This window comes from Nocardioides sp., from assembly GCF_030150155.1.
In the GTDB taxonomy this organism is placed as follows: domain Bacteria; phylum Actinomycetota; class Actinomycetes; order Propionibacteriales; family Nocardioidaceae; genus Nocardioides.
Window position 1 is genome coordinate 93,743 of sequence record NZ_JASLGR010000060.1, and the last position, 17,314, is coordinate 111,056.

14 protein-coding genes are annotated in these 17,314 nt (G+C 72.1%); 7 read left to right on the forward strand and 7 right to left on the reverse strand.

The genetic code is table 11. The annotated features are described in order from the left end of the window. Positions 1 to 13: 13 nt before the first annotated feature. Complete coding sequence (panB, locus tag Q1V88_RS18545) at positions 14 to 889, forward strand: 3-methyl-2-oxobutanoate hydroxymethyltransferase (RefSeq protein WP_300683245.1); 876 nt, start codon at positions 14 to 16, stop codon at positions 887 to 889. Between the two features lie 156 nt (positions 890 to 1,045). Here panB and Q1V88_RS18550 read toward each other — a convergent pair whose 3' ends face one another. The 3 genes from Q1V88_RS18550 to Q1V88_RS18560 are packed head-to-tail and all read right to left on the reverse strand — an operon-like array spanning position 1,046 to position 4,380. After that, positions 1,046 to 2,071, reverse strand: a complete 1,026-nt coding sequence (locus Q1V88_RS18550; protein WP_300683246.1) for a hypothetical protein — start codon at positions 2,069 to 2,071, stop codon at positions 1,046 to 1,048. A 9-nt stretch (positions 2,072 to 2,080) separates the two neighbouring features. Next, positions 2,081 to 3,094, reverse strand: a complete 1,014-nt coding sequence (locus tag Q1V88_RS18555; RefSeq protein ID WP_300683252.1) for a glycoside hydrolase family 6 protein — start codon at positions 3,092 to 3,094, stop codon at positions 2,081 to 2,083. Continuing rightward, on the reverse strand, positions 3,091 to 4,380 hold the full coding sequence (locus Q1V88_RS18560) for an O-antigen ligase family protein (RefSeq protein ID WP_300683254.1): 1,290 nt from the start codon (positions 4,378 to 4,380) through the stop codon (positions 3,091 to 3,093). The genes Q1V88_RS18555 and Q1V88_RS18560 overlap by 4 nt, the downstream gene beginning before the upstream one ends. Before the next feature lie 30 nt (positions 4,381 to 4,410). Between Q1V88_RS18560 and Q1V88_RS18565 the strand changes: the two genes are divergently transcribed. Further along, positions 4,411 to 5,856 (forward strand): lipopolysaccharide biosynthesis protein, encoded by a 1,446-nt coding sequence (locus Q1V88_RS18565; protein WP_300683256.1) that lies wholly within the window; start codon positions 4,411 to 4,413, stop codon positions 5,854 to 5,856. Continuing rightward, positions 5,856 to 6,935 (forward strand): hypothetical protein, encoded by a 1,080-nt coding sequence (locus Q1V88_RS18570; protein WP_300683258.1) that lies wholly within the window; start codon positions 5,856 to 5,858, stop codon positions 6,933 to 6,935. Before Q1V88_RS18565 ends, Q1V88_RS18570 begins: the two co-directional genes overlap by 1 nt. Positions 6,936 to 6,945: 10 nt before the next feature. Here the strand turns inward: Q1V88_RS18570 and Q1V88_RS18575 are convergent, their stop codons facing one another. From Q1V88_RS18575 to Q1V88_RS18590, 4 genes are read right to left on the reverse strand one after another with little or no spacing between them, the layout of a single operon-like run. Beyond that, positions 6,946 to 8,502, reverse strand: a complete 1,557-nt coding sequence (locus tag Q1V88_RS18575; RefSeq protein WP_300683259.1) for a glycosyltransferase — start codon at positions 8,500 to 8,502, stop codon at positions 6,946 to 6,948. Further along, on the reverse strand, positions 8,499 to 9,899 hold the full coding sequence (locus Q1V88_RS18580) for a polysaccharide biosynthesis tyrosine autokinase (protein ID WP_300683261.1): 1,401 nt from the start codon (positions 9,897 to 9,899) through the stop codon (positions 8,499 to 8,501). The genes Q1V88_RS18575 and Q1V88_RS18580 overlap by 4 nt, the downstream gene beginning before the upstream one ends. 13 nt (positions 9,900 to 9,912) lie before the next feature. Further along, positions 9,913 to 11,436 (reverse strand): sugar transferase, encoded by a 1,524-nt coding sequence (locus tag Q1V88_RS18585; protein ID WP_300683263.1) that lies wholly within the window; start codon positions 11,434 to 11,436, stop codon positions 9,913 to 9,915. Continuing rightward, complete coding sequence (locus Q1V88_RS18590) at positions 11,433 to 13,607, reverse strand: WecB/TagA/CpsF family glycosyltransferase (RefSeq protein ID WP_300683265.1); 2,175 nt, start codon at positions 13,605 to 13,607, stop codon at positions 11,433 to 11,435. The genes Q1V88_RS18585 and Q1V88_RS18590 overlap by 4 nt, the downstream gene beginning before the upstream one ends. A 194-nt stretch (positions 13,608 to 13,801) precedes the next feature. Here Q1V88_RS18590 and Q1V88_RS18595 point away from each other — a divergent pair, with 194 nt between their 5' ends. The 4 genes from Q1V88_RS18595 to Q1V88_RS18610 are packed head-to-tail and all read left to right on the forward strand — an operon-like array spanning position 13,802 to position 17,302. Then, on the forward strand, positions 13,802 to 14,743 hold the full coding sequence (locus Q1V88_RS18595; RefSeq protein ID WP_300683268.1) for an ABC transporter ATP-binding protein: 942 nt from the start codon (positions 13,802 to 13,804) through the stop codon (positions 14,741 to 14,743). Continuing rightward, complete coding sequence (locus Q1V88_RS18600; RefSeq protein ID WP_300683271.1) at positions 14,740 to 15,531, forward strand: ABC transporter permease; 792 nt, start codon at positions 14,740 to 14,742, stop codon at positions 15,529 to 15,531. The genes Q1V88_RS18595 and Q1V88_RS18600 overlap by 4 nt, the downstream gene beginning before the upstream one ends. An 11-nt stretch (positions 15,532 to 15,542) precedes the next feature. After that, complete coding sequence (locus Q1V88_RS18605; RefSeq protein ID WP_300683273.1) at positions 15,543 to 16,691, forward strand: histidine kinase; 1,149 nt, start codon at positions 15,543 to 15,545, stop codon at positions 16,689 to 16,691. Then, on the forward strand, positions 16,688 to 17,302 hold the full coding sequence (locus Q1V88_RS18610) for a response regulator transcription factor (RefSeq protein ID WP_300683275.1): 615 nt from the start codon (positions 16,688 to 16,690) through the stop codon (positions 17,300 to 17,302). Before Q1V88_RS18605 ends, Q1V88_RS18610 begins: the two co-directional genes overlap by 4 nt. The last annotated feature ends 12 nt before the right edge of the window (positions 17,303 to 17,314 follow it).

Here is a 17,314-nt window from a genome sequence, read left to right on the forward strand (position 1 = left end):
GAGAGGCTCAACGATGAGCACGACGAACAGCCCCGAAGAGACGGCCCCCTACGGCACGGGCGCTTCGGCGTCCACGACGGCGCCGGTCCGCAAGGTGCGCACCCACCACCTCGCCGAGATGAAGCAGCGCGGCGAGAAGGTCACGATGCTGACGTCGTACGACATGTACACGGCTCGGATCTTCGACGAGGCCGGGATCGACATGCTCCTGGTCGGCGACTCCGCCTCCAACAACGTCTTCGGCAACGAGACCTCGCTGCCCGTGACCGTCGACGAGCTGCTGCCGCTGACCCGCGCGGTGGCCCGCTCCACGCGTCGCGCGATGGTCGTCGGCGACCTGCCGTTCGGCTCCTACCAGGGCTCGCCCGAGCAGGCGTACGCCACCGCCGTCCGGTTCATGAAGGAGGGCCTGGCCCACTGTGTGAAGCTCGAGGGCGGCGCCGAGATGGCCCCCACGATCAGGAAGCTGGTCGAAGGTGGGATCCCGGTGGTGGCCCACATCGGCTTCACCCCGCAGTCCGAGCACGCGCTGGGCGGCTACCGGGTCCAGGGGCGCGGTGACACCGCGGAGCGGATCAAGGCCGACGCCCGCGCCGTCGCCGACGCCGGTGCGTTCGCGGTCGTGATGGAGATGGTGCCCGGTGACGTCGCCGAGCAGATCTCCAAGGAGCTGGAGATCGTCACCATCGGGATCGGCGCCGGTGCCGGCTGCGACGGCCAGGTGCTGGTCTGGGGCGACGCGTTCGGCATCCGTGGCCCCGGCGACGGCAAGGTCGCCAAGTTCGTCAAGCAGTTCGCCGACGTCCGCTCGGTGCTGCTCGAGGGTGCCCAGGCCTACGCCGCCGAGGTCAAGGGCGGGACGTTCCCCGCCCCTGAGCACACCTTCTGACACACCTGCTGCCACACCTGCTGCGATCGGGTCCGCCGGGTTCGGTGGGCCCGATCGTCGTCTTTTCGGTGGTGACCCCGGATCTGGGTGGTGGTGAACCCGGATCTGGACGGTGGTGAAGCCGGAAGTCGGTGGTGGTGAACCCGGAAGTCGGCGTCAGAGGGCGACGCGGCGGTAACCCACCCCGGCGATCGCCTCGATCCACCGGGGCTCGTCGGCGGACTCGTTGAGGCGGGCCAGCAGACCGGCCATCGTCCGGTCCACCTCCTCCCGCTCGGCCGCCGTCATCACCGCAGCACCCTGCCCACGGATGATCGCGGCCAGGTCGGAACGGCTCCGCAACGACCGGCCACTGGCCAGGATCGCAGCCAGCAGGTCGAACTCGACCGCCGACAGCTCGATCTCGAAGCCGTCGATCGTCACCAGTCGCTGGTCCCGCTCGATGCTCAGCCCCCGGAAGGTCTCCCACCGACCGCTCGGCACCGCCCGATGCCGCGGCTCAGGGCGGCGGATCGCCGGGGAGGCAGGGTCGGGCACCGGGGTCGGGGTCGGCTCGGGGACGGGGGCAGGAGCCGGAACAGGCGTCGGCGCGGGGACCGGCGGCGTCACCGGCTCGGGCGCCGGTGCCGGGACAGGTGTCGGCCCGGGCTCCGGCGCCGGGACCGGCTCTGCCGGCCGGCCCGGCTCGGGCTGCGGGTCGGGCACCACCCCACCGAACGGGGCACGGAACTCCTGCGGCGCGGACGGCACCGGGGTGTGGTCCTGCCGCGCCTGGGCGGGGGCACGGACCAGCACCGGCGCGACCTCGGCCCGGCGGGCGAGGGTGTCGAGGCGAGCCCGGAACTCGTAGGCCCGCAGCGGACGGGTCAGGACGGCGTCGGCGCCGAGGTCGAGGACGGTGACCAGCTGGTCCTCGTCGAAGGAGTCGGCGATCACGGCGATCGCGGCGTCGGTCCGGGCGCGCAGCCAGCTCAGCGGCGCCCACTGGTCCTCGGCAGCCAGGGCCAGGTCGATGACCACGACGGCGAGGTCGAGCTGGGCGAGCGGACCGGCGGCGTCGGCCAGGTCGATCGCGGCGACGGGGAGGAAGCGGGAGCGGGCCAGCGGCTCCAGTGCCTCGCTCAGGCGCGTGGGATCAGGGTCGATGATGAGGACATCTCCCTGTGCCTGCACGCTCTCCACCACCCCAGGCTACCGAAGGTCAGACCTCTGCCCCAGCAGACTGAGCGCCAGGGCTCCCCAAAAGCCGGTAGTCGGGCCGCCGTGACAGCGCCCGTCGGACTCGGCCGGGGCCTTGATCCACAGGTAGCCGTCCAGCTTCCCGTCGAAGACCATCCGCGGCCGAGCACCCAGCCGGGCCTGCGGCACGTTGCAGTGCGCGTCTCCCGGCACGGTGGCCCCGTTGCGGCCGGTGTCGATCACGTAGTGCAGCCCCTCGATGCCACGCCGTGCCAGGGCCGAGAGCACCTTCTGCGCGTACGTCGTCTCCGCAGCGGTCGACCGGTAGTTGGCGACATTGGTGAAGAAGCCGCGGGTCTTCTCGATCCCGATCGACTCCAGTCGTTCGGCCATCACCGTCGGGGACCACCAGTTCGAGTGGCCGCCGTCGAGGTAGAGCCAGGCCCCGGTGGCGCTGAGGGTGTCGACGGCCTGGCGCAGCAGCGCGACCCGGTCGGCACCGCAGCTGGCCAGCTGCCCGACCGAGTCCGGCTCGAGCAGCAGGATCACCGGTCGCCCCCGGACCGCGGCGGCGGCACCGGCGATCCAGGCCTGGTACTCCGCGGCGTCGCCAGCCCCACCGGTGGCATAGCCGCCGCAGTCGCGGTCGGGGATCCGGTAGAGCACCGCGACCGGCAGCCGGCCGGCGGCGTCGGCGGCACCGATGTAGGCGCCGAGCTTGGCCTCGATCGTCGCCGAGGTGGTCCAGTCGGTGAACCAGAAGGCCTGGGGAACGGCCGCGATCTCGGCGTACCGGGCGTCGTCGGCTGCGGCGGTCGCGGTCTGGGTGCTGGGGTCGACGTACAGCGGGCGTCGGTAGGCGGCGGTGCTGGTGTCGCTGTGATCGACTACGGTGCCGGTGCGGTGCAGGTTGGTGCGCAGTCCCTTCGCCCCGAGGACGCCGACGACGGCCACGACGGCGACCAGAAGGACCAGCATCGCGGCCACCCAGCGGCGGTTGTCGGCCAGCCACTCGCGCCAGGTCACGGTCGACGCCAGGCGTCGAGCGGGGTGGCCGAACGACGCGGCGGCCCGAAGAGGAGGATCGCCAACGGCACCAGGGTGACGGCCCAGAAGGACCACCGGTCGACGAAGCCGAGCGGCACCTCGAAGAAGCCGCTCACCACGATCGCGACCAGAACCAGGCCGGCGGTGCGCTGCTCGGGTGCGCTGGGCCGGAGCGAGACCAGGCCGAGGGCGAGCAGCCAGCAGGCGCCGACGACGACCAGGAGCACGCCGCCGGTGACGCCGAACTGCACGAACTGGTTGTGCCCGTGGTACGCGGCGGCGTTGAGCGAGCTGGTCGCGTTGCGGGCCATCGTCTCGAACCACTGGCTGCCGAAGCCGAACAGGTCGGCGTTGGTGAACCACTCCTGGGTGGAGATCCGCCAGATCCCGGCGCGGGCGGTGAACGCCTCGTCGGACCAGGAGTGCAGCGGCAGCCAGACACAGACCGTCGCGGCGGCCAGGAGGGCCAGGCCGCTGCACCACGCCACCGCGGCGGGCCAGCTGCGCACGGCGTACAGCACCAGCGCGAGCACGCCGACGACTCCGGCGGTGAGCAGGCCACCACGGCTCGAGGTCCACACCAGCGCGATCGCACAGGCGACCACGCCGAGGGCGGCGAACCAGCGCGGCCTGACCAGCAGCACGAAGGGCAGTCCGAGGGCGAGGTACTGGGCGAGGTTGTTCTCCGAGGTGAACTGGCCCTGGAGCAGGCCGAGGTGGGGCAGCAGCGCCTTGGCCGACTCCCGCACGGTGCCGTCGGCCTCGCGCAGGATGGCGGCCTCGGGGAACGCCACGCCCCAGACCAGGGCGATCAGAGCGGTGATGATCACCAGGACACCGAGCGCCTCCAGGGTGGGACGCCCCGGTCTCAGGGCCGCCAGTGCGGCGACGATGAAGAGCAGCGGGACGGCGCTGGCACCGACGTGGCCGTCGTACGCATCACGCAGCAGCAGCACCAGCCAGGGCGCCAGGAAGACGGTGATCCGCCACAGCCCGACCCGGGGCAGTTCGTTGATCCGGTAGATGATCACCGCGGCCGCCCAGCCCAGGGCCAGGGCCAGGAAGAGCCGTCCGGCGAGGTCGGCCAGATGACTCGACGGCTCGGCCTCGCCGACGGCGACGAAGTGCTTGTCGGCGGTGAAGGAGAGCACCACCAGGTTGGCCATCAGGCGCAGCCAGACCAGCACCACCAGGACGATCGCGGCCCGCTCGGTGGTGAAGACCAAGGGAACTGTGGGGCCGACCGGACGCGTCGCTACACTCACGCGGGCATCAGAGGAATCGAGGGGAACGGGATGACCAGGCGGTCCGCCGGCAGGCATGCAGTCGTCACCCTCGCAGGTCAATGGATCCGATATGTGGTCCAGATCGTAGCGTTGGTGCTCTTCTCCCGTGTCCTGGATCCCTCGGATTTCGGGCTGGTGTCGATGGTCACCAGCGTGGTCGGTGTGGCCTACGTGATCGGCGACGTCGGCCTCTCCCTGGCCGCCCTCCAGGCCCGCGATCTCACCGCCGGCCAGCGCAGCAACCTGTGGTGGATCACCTCGGCGATCGGGATCGCGATCGGCCTCGTGGTCTGGGGCCTGTCCCCCGCCCTGGCAGCGCTCTACGACCGCGACGCCGTCGCCCCGGTCGCGACAGCCCTGGCCGGGGTCTTCGTGGCCAACGGCTTCGGCGGGCAGTTCCGCACCGAGCTCAACCGGGCCCAGCGCTTCACCGACCTGGCGATGATCGACGTGATCGCCCAGCTCGCCGGCCTGGCGGCCGGGGTCGTGGTGATCGTGTGCGGCGGCTCCTACTGGGGTCTGGTCGTGCAGCAGCTCGTCGCCGCCTGGGGCACCACCGCCATGCTCGCCGCCCGCGCCGGCTGGTGGCCGGGCTGGCCCGACCGCACCCAGCCGATGCGCTCGCTGCTGCGCTTCGGGCTCTTCACCTTCGGCGCCCAGGTGGTCAACTACGTCTCCAGCAACGCCGACGCGGTGATCATCGGGCACCGCTGGGGCGCCTCCACCCTGGGCTTCTACAACCGTGCCTTCCAGGTCGCCCGGATGCCGGTCCAGCAGGTCGCGGCGCCGCTGACCCGGGTGGTCCTCCCCCACCTGGTCCGTCACCGTGACGACCCGGCGGCGTTCAGCGCCGCGGTCGCCCGCGGTCAGCTGGTGCTGGCCACCATCCTGCTCGGCGCGCTGAGCGTCATCGCCGCCACCGCGCCGTCGCTGACCAGCGTCGCGCTGGGGCCGGGCTGGGACGAGGCGGTGCCCCTGATCCGGGCACTCTGCCTGGCCGCGGCGCTGCAGTCGCTGCAGTACATCTACTACTGGATCCTGCTCGCCCACGGCCGCACCGAGGTGCTCTTCGGCGCCGAGCTCGGTGCCCGGATCGCGATGGTCGCGCTGATGCTGGTGGCCGCACCGCACGGCGCGCTGTGGGTGGCGCTGGCCGCCGCCGCCGGGCAGGCGCTGCTGCTGGCCAGCAACGTCGCCCTGGTCGGGCCGCGGGTCCAGATCGCCGCCGGCCCCCTGCTACGTCAGGCCTCCCGACCGGTCGCCGTCTTCGGCGCCGCCTGTGCCCTGACCTGGGCGGTGTCGACGACGCTGCCGTCCTGGTCTGCGGTGCCCACCCTGCTGGTCCTGCTCGTGGTCTGGGGCGCCGTGTGCGCCGCCACCCTGGTCCTGGCCCCGGTCCGCCGCGACGGTGCCGCCCTGGTCGCCTATGGTCGTTCCGTGCTGGGGAGGTCGTGATGCAGGTGCTCTACTCCCACGGCCCGCTCAAGGCCACCGACAACCCGTACCTGCACGAGCTGGTCGGCGGGGTCGCCGCCCACGACGAGGTGGCGTTCCTGACCCCGGTCACGGCGCTGCTGAGCCGCCCCGACGTGTTCCACGTGCACTGGCCCAAGCACCTGGTGCGGGGTTCCAGCCGCTGGCGCACCGCCCTCAAGCTCGCCACCTCGGCGATCCTGCTGTGGCGCCTGCGCCGCCGCGGTACGCCGGTGGTGCAGACGATGCACAACCTGGCCGATCACGACGGCGAGACCCGCGCCGAACGCTGGCTCTTCGCCCGACTCGAACGACTGGTCTCGGCACGGATCTACCTCAACGAGTCCGCCGAGAACGACTACACCCAGGGCGTGGTGGTGCTGCACGGCAGCTACCGGGACTGGCTGGAGCGGACCGCCGGGCTGACCTACCCGCTCGCGGCCCCGGAGCGGTCACTGCTGCTCTTCGGGATGCTGCGGCCCTACAAGGGGATCGAGACCCTGATCGAGGCCGCCGCCGTGGCCGGTGTCGACCTGACCCTGGCCGGGGCACCGACCCCGGCGTCGTACGGCGCCGAGATCGGGTCCCTGCTGGCCGCCCACCCCGACCAGGAGCTGGTCGAGCGTCACCTCGACGACGCCGAGCTGGTCAGCCTGACCCAGCAGCACCGGCTGGTGGTGCTGCCCTACCGGTCGATGTACAACTCCGGCGCGCTGCTCTACGCCCTCAGCGTCGGGCGGGCGGTGCTGACCGGCCGCACCCCGGCGACCGAGAGCCTGGTCGAGGAGTTCGGGCCCGGCTGGGTGCGGCTCTACGACGCACCGCTGAGCGCTGCCGACGTGAGCACGGCGCTGGCCGACCTCGACCGCACCGATCGCACCGGCAGCGCGACGGAGGACACCCCGGAGCTGCCCTCGATGGCGCGCCGGGAGTGGGCCGACGGGGTCGCCCTGCATCGGGCGATCTACGCCACGGTCAGGGCCGGGAGCCCGACAGACAACCGTGCCCGGCTGGCGCAGGTCCCGGCGCTGGTGGCGCACTCGGCGCGCAACCGCCCCTGACCCGAACGGCTCAGCCTCGCCGTGCCCGGCGCAGCGCCTGGGTCCGCGCGACCCGCTGGCGCAGCCCGTCCAGGTCGCCGTGCACCAGCCGGTCCAGGCCGTTGAGCCCCTGGCGACGCAGTCGGCCCAGCCGGCTCTTGGCGACCACGGTGGGCTGGTCGACCCACTCCCGGGCCTGCACCGGCGCGACCTTGCGGAAGACCGCCGTGCGCCGGTTGAGCAGCCCCTCGTAGGCCCACTCGGGCTCGGCCTTGAGCACGTCGACGATCATCGAGCCGGTCCAGATGTCGACGTCGTCGACCAGCAGGTGGCCGCCGACCTTGAGCGCCGTACTGAGGTAGAAGTAGTCGATCACCGGGATCGGGAAGCCGTGCCCGCCGTCGACCAGCACCAGGTCGGTCTCGCCCAGGTCCAGGGTGGGCACGATGTCCTGGGAGTAGCCGAACCGGAACTCGGTGCGCTCCATCGAGATGCCGTGGTCGGCACACCAGGCACCGATCGCGGCGGCCTCGGACTCCGAGGGCGTGATCACGGTGTGCCGGGCGCCGATCTGGGAGAGCGCGATCGTGGAGTAGCCCGCACCGGTCTCGACGGTGACCGAGTCGGCGGTGACGTGGCGCTGCAGGAACTCCAGCACCTCCGGGGAGATCATCCAGTTCCCGGTGCCCTCGGCGTGCAGGGTGGGCCGCTCGTCCTCGACTGCCATCGTGGTTCCTTCCAGGTGGTAGACCCGTCGCCAGAACGCGAACGGGTTGCGGAGCATCGAGCGCAGCTTGGTGCGCTGCATCCGCGCGTGGGCCCGCTTGAGGCGCGACGGATAGGGGCCGGGTCCGGCGCTCAGGTAGCCCCAGAGCATCGCGACGGTGCCGATCAGCCGCGGCCGCCGGCCCAGGTAGCGCGCGGCGTGGAAGAGGAAGTAGAACGGGTCGTAGCCGGTCCAGCGGCAGACCCGCCCGTTGCGGTAGCGCCCGTGCACCCGGCCCTCGCTCGCCCCGATCTCGCGGGAGAGCTCGAACCGCGCCTCGGGCAGGACCAGGGTGCTCAGGCCGCCCTCGGCGACGATCACCTCGTCCATCACGTCGTTGCCGATCGCGGCCGGGAGGTCCTCGGCCAGGTGGTACGCCGCCCGGGTGAAGAGCTTGACCGGGCCGGGCACGTGCAGCTTCTGCTCGGCCATCCCGGCCGAGACGATCACCCCACCGGCGATGCCGACGCTGCCGGTGGCGGCGGGCACGACCAGGTCGAGGTAGTCCGGCTGCAGCCGGACGTCGGCGTCGAGCTTCATCACATGGGTGTAGTCGTCGCGCTCGGCGAGCGCCGCGGTGACGCCGTACCGCCACGAGGTGTACGCCGACCCGCCGATCAGTCCACCGTCGTTGGCCTTGCTCACCACCCGCGCCAGCCCCGTTGAGTCGACCTCGGAGAGCCGGGCCACGGTGGAGTCGGTGCTGCCGTCGTCGACCACGACCCAGGCGAAGTCGGTGAAGGTCTGGGCGCGCAGCATGGCGACCAGACCGGCGACGTTGTCGGCCTCGTCGTGCATCGGCGTGACGATCAGCAGCGTCATGCGCGGGTACCCGGCAGCCCGGCGACCCGGGCGTCGGCCAGACCGTCGACGGCGTTGCCCCGACTGACCTGGTTGAGCACCACGCCGAGGACGCGGCCCCGGCTGCGGGCCACCGCGTCGAGGGAGTCCATCACGTCCTTGCGTCGGGTACGGCGTGCCTGGGCCACCAGCAGCACCTCGGGCACCACCCGGATGGCCAGGGCGGCCTCGGGGCTGGAGCGGATCTCGGGGGCGTCGATCAGGACGACGTCGTAGAGGTCGCGCAGGGTGGAGACCAGGCGCTCGAAGGCGTCCGAACCGAGCATCTCGGCGGCGTTCATCGAGGCGACGCCGCGCGGGATCACGGTGAAGCCGCCGGCCTCCCAGAAGTGCAGCGCGGCGTCGAGCTCGACCCGGCCGTTCATCAGGTCGGTCAGGCCGCTGGACTCGGTCAGCCCGATCCGGGTGGCGAGCTGGTCGCCGGGCTCGCTCAGGTCGAGGTAGGCGACCCGGTTGCCGCCCCGGGCCAGGCCGAGCGCGAGCCCGGCGGCGACGGTGGTGGTGCCCGCACCCGAGCGCGGCGAGGTCACGACCAGCGCGGTCGGGGCTCCCCCGGCAGCGAAGAGCACCTCGACACCGATCCGGTCGAGCAGCTCCTGGACCTCGATGGGCAGGGTCTCCGGGTGGGCGATCTGCTCCCGCTCGCGGCCCACCAGCGCCCGCACCCCGCCGAGGTAGCGCACCCCGGCGGCGGTGATCTGGGCCCCGCGACGCAGGCGGCTGTCGAAGGTCTCGACCAGCACCGCGACGAAGACGCCGAGGATCAGGCCGAGCAGCAGCGCCACCACCGCGTTGAGCTTGAGGTTGGGCGAGATCCGGGCGCGCGGGGGCAGCGCCTTCTGGAGCTCGCTGAACTGCATCGGCGAGGCCATCGAGCTGGACTGGCCCTCCAGTGCCGCAACCGCGATCGGCAGCTGGGTGGCGACCGCGTTGGCGAGGTTGGCCGCGTCGGCCGCCGTACGACCGGTGACGTGGACCAGGAGGACCGAGGAGTTGCTCGGGATCTCCGTGGTGATCCGTCCGGCGACGTCACTGAAGGAGGCGTTCAGGCCGAGCTCGGAGATCACCGGGGTGATCACCGACTCGGACGTGACCACCATCGCGTAGGCCTTCACCCGCTCGGTGGCGACCAGGTCGGCCTTCTGCATCTGGGTCGCGCCGGACTCGCCCGAGGAGTCGGCGCCGAGGCTGGCGGCGGCCTTCTCCGGGTCGGCCCTGACGTAGACCGAGGCCGTGGCCTGGTACGTCGCCGGGATGGAGAACGACGCCGCCATCAGGGCGCCGCCGACGATCACCACCGTGCCGACGAAGAACTGCCACCGCCTCAGCAGCAGCAGGAGGTATTCGCGAAGATCCACCGATCTCCCTTTCTCAGTAGGCGCCGTCGGAGGACAGGACGGCCCGGACCGTCCGCCAGATGATGTGGAGGTCCCGCACGATGGACCAGTTCTCGACGTAGTCGAGGTCGAGCCTGACCGTCTCCTCCCACGGCAGGTCGGAGCGGCCGCTGACCTGCCACAGGCCGGTCATGCCCTGCTTGACCAGGAGTCGACGTTCGACGCCACCCTCCCAGGCGGCCACCTCGGCGGGCAACGGCGGGCGGGGCCCGACGATGCTCATCTGCCCGGCCAGGACGTTGAAGAGCTGCGGCAGCTCGTCGAGGGAGTAGCGGCGCAGCAGGTGGCCGACCCGGGTGACCCGCGGATCGGCGCGCATCTTGAACAGCGGCGAGACGGTCTGGTCCTCGCCGGCGACGTCGGAGGTGAGGTCCTCGCGGAGCTGGTCGGCGCCGGTCACCATCGTCCTGAACTTCCACATCCTGAAGGTCGCGCCGCCGACGCCGACCCGCTCGGAGCGGTAGAAGACCGGGCCCCGGTCGGTGATCTTGATGGCGAGGGCGATCGCCAGCATCAGCGGCGAGAAGACGATCAGCGCGCCGACCGCGATCACCTTGTCCAGCGCCTCCTTCTCGAACCGGGAGGCGCCGATGTACTGCGGCTCGTCGAGGTGGATCAGGGGCAGGTTCGCCACCGGCCGGACATGGATCCGGGGGCCGGCGAGGTCGACCACGTTGGGCGAGACCAGCAGGTCGATCCCGGTGCCCTCCAGCGCCCAGCCGAGCGCCTTGAGGCCGACGTTGCCGAGCAGCTCGGTGTCGGTCACGATCACGGTGTCGGCCCGGGCACCGGCGATCGCCACCGCCAGCGTGTGCGTGCTGTCGTACGACGGCAGGCGCTCCCCCGCGACGTCGATCTCGGGTCCGAAGTGGGCGTAGGTGTCGGGCCACCACACCCCGGTGACGCGGTAGCCGTCCTCGACGTGGCGCCCGAAGGCGGCGGCGAGCTGGCGTGCCGAGCGGGCCCCGCCGATCACCAGCACCCGGTTGAGGGCTCCGACGTCGGCGACCCGTGCCTTCACCAGGCGGGTGCGGGCGAGCTTGCGGGTGCCGAGCATGCCGAGGGTGCTGAGCGAGAAGAAGGTGAGCAGGAAGAACCGGGACAGGCTGAACGCCGTCAGTGCGCCGACGACCGAGATCCCGGCGAAGGCGAGTACGACGGCACGCAGCAGGCGCTGGTACTCCTCGGGGCCCTCGAGCATGGACTTGCGGTCGTAGACCTTGACCATCCGCTGGGTGAGCAGGCTCCAGGCCACCAGCCCGAACGTGATGTGGACGTACTGCCACAGCTGGGCGCCGGGTCCGACGCCGCGGGGCAGCGCCCAGGCCACGGCGAGCGTGATCGCGCCCGAGCCGAGCAGCACGATCAGGTCGACCCAGGCCCGGGAGCGGGCGTAGCGCTCCCGCCAGTCGGGCTCGCCGACGACCGGGTCGGGTCGCACGATCAGCGGCAGCACCTGCTCGGGGGTGGTGGCGCCGGGTCCACGCTGCTCCGTCATGACGTCCCCCGGCCACGGCCACCGGCGCCGCCACCGCCGCTGCCGCTGCGCAGCGAGCGGGCCATCACGCGCAGGAACCGTGGCCCCTTGAGCAGGTAGCGGCCGGCCAGGCGACGCGGCTCCTGGGCCAGCCGCCACAGCCACTCCCCGCCGACCCGCTGCAACCAGACCGGGGCGCGGGAGACCTTCTGCGCGGCGAAGTCGACCGCCGCGCCGGCACCGACGTACACCGCCGGCGGCAGCCGCTCGCGCCAGGTGAGCATCCACAGCTCCTGCTTGGGCGCACCGAGGCAGACGAAGACCAGGTCGGGGCGCTGGTCGGCCAGGGCCGCCACCACGTCGAGGGAGGCCGGGTCGGCGACGTCGCGCATCATCGGGAACTCCACCGAGTTCACCACCGCGCCCGGGTAGGTCTCGCGCAGCTGCTCGGCTGCGGCCTCGGCGACTCCGCTGGCACCGCCGAGGATCGAGACCCGCCAGCCCCGGTCGGCGGACTCCTCGGCCATCAGCGGGAGCAGGTCGGCGCCGGTGTGGCGGTGCACCTCGTCGGCGCCGAGCATCCGGGCGAGCTGGACCACGGGCATGCCGTCCATCACCAGCAGGTCGGCGCCGTCGTAGACCTCCATCGTCTTGTGCTCGCGCTCCAGGTCGAGGATCTGGTCGACGTTGACGGTGACCACCAGGGCCGGCTCGCGACGGGCCAGCAGGGCGTCGATCTGGGCCAGCAGGTCGGCGGTGTCGCCCCCGAAGAGCGGGTAGGTGTTGAGGAAGATCGCGCCCCGGTCGTCGACCCACAGCCGCGCCTTCGAGGTCGGCGCGACCTCGTCGATGCGGGCCTGCAGGCGTGCCACCTCGGCGGTGATCCGGGCCCGGGTGCGCAGTGCCCGAACGGTCCGCCACAGCACCGCCAGGTCGCGGCCGATCGACCAGTTCTCGACGTACTCGCGATCGAGTCGGCGGGCGTCCTCCCAGCGCTCGGCGGAGGCGCCCGAGCTCTGCCACAGGCCGGTGATCCCGGGCTTGACCAGCAGTCGTCGTCCGACGGCGTCGTCGTGGTGCTCGGCGACCTTCGCCGGGGTGAGCGGGCGGGGGCCGACCAGGCTCATCGATCCGGTCAGGACGTGCAGCAGCTGAGGCGACTCATCGAGGCCGACGCGGTGCACCCACGAGGTCTCGGGGCTGTCGAAGCGGAGCATGGTGAAGGTGGTGCCGCCCAGGCCGACCCGGGTGCTGCGGGTCAGGGCGGGGCCGCGCCGCGCACGACGGCAGGTGAGCGTGGCGGCGAGCATCGCCGGGGAGAGCACGACCAGCATCGCCGCGGCCAGCACCCGGTCGAACAGGGCTCGGCCCCAGGTGTTCGCGTCGGCGTAGCGCGGCTCCTCGACGTGCACGAACGGCAGCCCGGAGACCTCGCGCAGGTCCAGGCGGGGCTGGGCCACCCCGGTCACGTTCGGGGAGACCATCAGGGTGATCCTGCGCTCGGCGAGCTGCCAGACCAGCTCGGTCAGGCCGTCGGGGCCGACCTGCTCGGAGTCGCTGACGATGACGGTGTCGGCGCCACTGACCGCCAGCGCCTCGTCGAGGCTGTGGGTGCTGCCCAGTACCGGGATCGGGGTGGCGTCGGCCTCGGCGGTGCGCCACAGCAGGGACGGGGAGTCCTGCGGCTGGTCGATCACGTGCACGCCGGTGACGCGGTAGGCGCAGCCGGGCTCCTGGGCGAACGCCCGCGCGATCCGGCGGGCCGAGCGACCCGAGCCGAGGATCAGCACCCGGGACTGGTGCAGACCGGCGGCCCGTTGGGCACGCAGCCGCAGCCGCCACAGGCCGCGGACGACCAGCAGGGCGGCGAAGCCGAGCACGAAGGTGAGGAAGAGGAAGACCCGCGAGACGTCGATGACGAAGAGCACCGAGGCGATCCCGACCGCACCGAAGGTGGCGAAGGTGCCGCGCGCGAGGCGACCCGCCTCAGCGCCCCAGGAGAGACCGGCATCGGGGTCGCGGGAGCCGTAGAGACCGAGCAGTCCCCACCACAGCAGTGCCAGCACCGCCCCCGCCACCAGGTGCCCCTGGTGACCGGCCCCGGTCAGGGTGTCGGGCTCGCCGGGACCGAACCGGAGGAACCAGGCTCCTGCCGCTGCCGCGAGCAGCACGACAGCATCGACCAACGCCACGCGACGTGCATGCCGAGTCTTCCACCCCACCGGACGCGAAACGTCCGTCTCGGACATGCGCTCCCCTATGTCATCTCGCCGACAAGCTTCCCTCCCGCCGGCCGGAGTAAAGACTAGCGGCCCTGACAGATGTCATGTCGACTTCATGCAAGCTCATCCGGGTGACCCGGCGTGATCGGGGTCATGCTGAGGTCATGACCACGGTGAACCCAGCAGTGCCCGCTCGCGGCGTGGCCGCCGTTGCGCTCCACGGCGTCTCCAAGTCCTTCGGCTCCGTCCATGCCGTGCGCGGCATCGACCTGGAGCTCCATCCCGGCGAGGTGGTCGCCTTCCTCGGCCCCAACGGCGCCGGCAAGACCACCACCATCGACATGATCCTGGGGCTTTCGGCACCGACCGAGGGCACCGCCACCGTGCTGGGCTTCAAGCCCCGCGAGGCGATCGCCCGCGGCCTGGTCAGCGCGGTGATGCAGACCGGGGGCCTGCTCAAGGACCTCACCGTCCGCGAGACCGTCGCCTACACCGCAGCGCTCTTCGCCGACACGATGGACGTCGACCGCGCCCTGGCCTCGGCCGGGATCAGCGAGATCGCCGACCGCAAGGTGAACAAGTGCTCCGGCGGCGAGCAGCAGCGGCTGCGCTTCGCGATGGCCCTGCTCCCCGATCCGGCGCTGCTGCTGCTCGACGAGCCGACCACCGGGATGGACGTCGAGGGTCGACGTACGTTCTGGAGCGCGATCCGCGCCGACGCGGCCGCCGGACGGACGGTGCTGTTCGCCACCCACTACCTGGAGGAGGCCGACCAGTACGCCGACCGGATCGTGGTGATCAACGCCGGGCAGATCGTCGCCGACGGTACCGGCTCCCAGATCCGTGCCCTGGCCGCGGGCCGGACCGTCCGCGCCACCCTGCCCCAGCTCGACGGCGAGGCGCTGCGCGGCCTGCAGACCCTGCCCGGCGTGGACAAGGTCGAGTTCCGCGGCGACCAGGTGCTGGTGCACGGCAAGGCCAGCGACGAGGCCGCGCGCTACCTGCTCACCCGCACCAGCGCCTGCGACCTGGAGATCACCAGCACCAACCTCGAGGACGCCTTCCTCGCCCTGACGGAGAAGAACCAGAACGGAGTCTCGGTATGACCACGCTTCCCACCACCATCGACGTCGGCGCACGCCGGGTCCCGCCGCTGGGCGGCTTCAGCCTCACCGTGCTGCGGATCGAGCTGCTGCGGATGCTGCGCAACCGCCGCACGATCATCTTCACCCTGCTCCTGCCGGCCGCGCTGGCGCTGGTCTTCGGCGGCCAGTCGGGATGGCAGGACCGGGCCGGATCGGGCAACGTGGCGGCGTACATCCTGATCTCGATGGCGCTCTACGGGGCCGCCCTCACCTCGGCGGCGACCGGCTCGATGGTGGCGCTGGAACGGGCCACCGGTTGGTCCCGGCAGCTGCGCCTGACCCCGCTCAACCCGGTCGCCTACATCGTGATGAAGGCCCTGGTCTCGCTCGCGATGGGTGCTTTGGCGATCGTGGCGGTCAACATCGCCGGGATCGCGATGGGCAAGGCCGAGATGCCCACCCACATCTGGATCATCAGTGCCGTGCTGGCCCTGGTCTGCACCTTGACGTTCGCCGCCCTCGGCGTCTTCGTCGGCTACATCGTGCCCGGTGAGAACGCCATGCAGATCCTCGGCCCCGGCCTGGCCCTGCTCTCCTTCCTCGGCGGCGTCTTCATCCCACTGGAGAACTACGCGCCGGTGGTGCGCGACATCGCCTACTGGACTCCGATGTACGGCGTCGCCGAGATCGCCCGGGCTCCGCTGACGCACGAGCTGCCCTGGTACGCCGTCGTCAACGCGGTGGTCTGGCTGGCCCTGTTCATCGCCGGAGCCGCCTGGCGGATGAGCAAGGACACCGCCCGGGTGTGAGGATGCTCCCGATGAACCCCAGCACCAGTGCCGCGTCGTGCGGCCCCGACGCCCCGTGGGCGCGCCGTCCCAGCGCGCTGGGCCCGTGGATCGCCTGCCTGTGGCTGGGGTTCCTGATCCCGGCGCTGCTGCACGGCTGGGACCACCGCACCAGCGTCTCCGGGGTCGTCGGGCTGGTGGCGACGCTGGCGTTCATGGCGCTCTACACCGTCGTCTTCATCGGCGCCCGCCGCTCCCGGCAGCGGATGCTCGACCAGCCCCCGATCGGGTGGGCGGTGACCTACCTCGGGGCGATGCTGGCGCTGGCCGCGGTGATGGTCGTCTGCGTCGGCGAGGACGGCCTGACCGCGGCGATCTTCCTGTCGGTCGCCACCATGATGACGCTGCCGCTGCGCGCGGCGATCCCCAGCGTGGTGGCCCTCGCCCTGGCGGTGCTCACCCTGGGCCACTTGCAGGGCTGGGGCGCGGCCAACGGCCTGGCCTTCGGCACCGGGCTCGGCTCGCTGGCGATCCTCGGCATGCGCACGGTGATGACCCGCAACCTCCAACTCTGGGCCGCCCAGGAGGAGAACACCCTGCTGGCGGTGACCAACGAGCGCAACCGGTTCGCCCGCGACCTGCACGACATCCTGGGCCACTCCCTCACCGTGATCACGGTCAAGGCCGAGCTCGCCCAGCGCCTCTTCGACGTCGACCCCGAGCGTGCCCGCGCCGAGGTCGCCGACCTGGAGCGGCTCTCGCGCACCGCGCTGACCGACGTCCGGCGCGCGGTGGAGGGCTACCGTGACCTGACCCTGCCCGGCGAGCTGGCCCGGGCCCGGGCCGCCCTGGAGGCAGCCGAGATCGGCGCCACCCTGCCGACCTCGGTCGACGTGGTCCCCGACGACCTGCACGAGCTCTTCGCCTGGACCGTGCGCGAAGGGGTGACCAACGTGATCCGGCACTCCGGCGCGGCACGCTGCGAGATCGTGCTGAGCGCGACCAGTGCCCAGGTGCGCGACAACGGCTCGGGGCCCACCCTCGACGGTGCCTCCCCCGGCACTGCGTCCGGCTCCGGCTCCGGCCTGGTCGGCCTGCGCGAGCGGGCCACCGCGTTCGGCGCCTCGCTCTCGGTGGAGTCGCTCTCCCCCGGCTTCTGCCTGACGGTGGCGGTCGCGTGAGTACGCCGATCCGGCTGCTGCTCGCCGACGACCAGGCCCTGGTCCGCGGCGCACTGGCGGCCCTGCTCAACCTCGAGCCCGACCTCGAGGTCGTCGCCGAGGTGGGTGACGGCGACGAGGTGATGGCCGCGGTGGCCGCGCACCGCCCCGACGTGGCACTGCTCGACGTGGAGATGCCGCGCCTGGACGGGATCAGCGCGACCGCGGCGGTACGAGCGGCCTACCCCGACACCCGGGTCCTGATCGTGACGACCTTCGGGCGCCCCGGCTTCCTGCGCCGTGCGCTCCAGGCCGGCGCCAGCGGGTTCGTGGTGAAGGACACCCCGGCAGCACAGCTCGCCGACGCCGTACGCCGGGTGCAGGCCGGGCTCCGGGTCGTCGACCCGCTGCTGGCCACCGACTCCCTGATCAGCGGCGAGTCACCGCTCTCCCCGCGCGAGACCGACGTCTTGAAGGCAGCACGCGACGGCGCCAGCGTGGCGGTGGTCGCGGGCCGCCTCTTCCTGTCGGAGGGAACGGTGCGCAACCACCTGTCGGCGGTGATCGGGAAGACCGGCGCGAGCAACCGCGCCGAGGCGGTCAGGATCGCCGAGCAGAACGGCTGGCTCTGAGACTCAGGATCT